The following is a 1,753-nucleotide window of genomic DNA, read 5'->3' on the forward strand; positions in this document are numbered from 1 at the left end:
AAATGGGGGATTAGCTCAGCTGGCTAGAGCGCCTGCCTTGCACGCAGGAGGTCATCGGTTCGACTCCGATATTCTCCACCAAGGACAACAGCCGTTGTTCCCATTAGCTGCCCGTTATCCGGGCCTGGGGACGCGGGGATCCGGACAGTTCATTGACATATTGGAAACAAAGAATACGAGAAAAGCAATAATAAAGAGGTATGCTTCGGGCATACCAAAATTTTTGAATCAAACTCATTAAAAGAGCAAAAAGTACAATAAGCAAAACAAGGGCGTATGGGGAATGCCTAGGCTCTCAGAGGCGAAGAAGGACGTGATAAGCTGCGAAAAGCTGCGGGGATTGGCACATACAAGTTGATCCGCAGGTATCCGAATGGGGCAACCCACCGTATTGAAGATACGGTACCCGAAAGGGGGCGAACCCGGGGAACTGAAACATCTAAGTACCCGGAGGAAGAGAAAACAATAGTGATTCCGATAGTAGCGGCGAGCGAAATCGGATTAGCCCAAACCAATGCTGTTACGGCAGTATTGGGGTTGTAGGACCGCGACATTTGATGCGCAATGAACTAGAACACGTTGGAAAGCGTGGCCATAGACGGTGATAGCCCGGTATAGGCAAGGAGCGTTATCGATAGCGGTATCCTGAGTAGTGCGGGGCACGTGAAACCCTGTATGAATCCGGCGGGACCATCCGCCAAGGCTAAATACTCCTGAGAGACCGATAGTGAACCAGTACCGTGAGGGAAAGGTGAAAAGAACCGTGAACAACGGAGTGAAATAGAACCTGAAACCATACGCCTACAAGCGGTCGGAGCCAGTTTACTGGTGACGGCGTGCCTTTTGCATAATGAGCCTACGAGTTACTGTTGCCAGCAAGGTTAAGATCCTTAGGATCGGAGCCGCAGCGAAAGCGAGTCTGAACAGGGCGCTTTAGTTGGTAGTAGTAGACGCGAAACCGTGTGATCTACCCTTGGGCAGGTTGAAGTTTGGGTAACACCAAATGGAGGACCGAACCCGTTGACGTTGAAAAGTCTTGGGATGACCTGAGGGTAGGGGTGAAAGGCCAATCAAACTCGGAAATAGCTCGTACTCCCCGAAATGCATTTAGGTGCAGCGTTGATATATAGTTTTATAGAGGTAGAGCTACTGATTGGATGCGGGGGCTTCACCGCCTACCAATTCCTGACAAACTCCGAATGCTATAAAATGATGATCAGCAGTGAGGGCATGGGTGCTAAGGTCCATGTCCGAGAGGGAAAGAACCCAGACCATCAGCTAAGGTCCCCAAATGTATGTTAAGTTGAAAAAACGAGGTTGGACTGCACAGACAGCTAGGATGTTGGCTTGGAAGCAGCCATTCATTTAAAGAGTGCGTAACAGCTCACTAGTCGAGCGGTCCGGCATGGATAATAATCGGGCATAAACATACTACCGAAGCTATGGACTTGAATTTATTCAAGTGGTAGGGGAGCATTCTGTTTGCGCCGAAGGTGTACCGTGAGGTATGCTGGAGCGGACAGAAAAGAAAATGTAGGCATAAGTAACGATAATGCGGGCGAGAAACCCGCACTCCGAAAGACTAAGGTTTCCTCAGCTATGCTAATCAGCTGAGGGTTAGTCGGGACCTAACGCGAACCCGAAAGGGGTAGTGGATGGACAACAGGTTAATATTCCTGTACCTGCTCACGTTAAAAGTGACGGAGGCGAAAATTAGGTGCGCACTGACGGAATAGTGCGTTGAAGCCAGTGG

General features: G+C 49.7%; 1 tRNA gene and 1 rRNA gene. Both read left to right on the top strand.

Annotation, left to right across the window (positions count from 1 at the left end):
• Window positions 1-4 precede the first annotated feature (4 nt).
• Window positions 5-81 (top strand) — tRNA-Ala (locus AC58DT_RS15550).
• 175 nt (window positions 82-256) lie between these two features.
• Window positions 257-1,753 (top strand): 23S ribosomal RNA (locus AC58DT_RS15555); the annotation flags it as partial.

It is taken from the genome of Aequorivita sp. CRS11, from assembly GCF_059693805.1.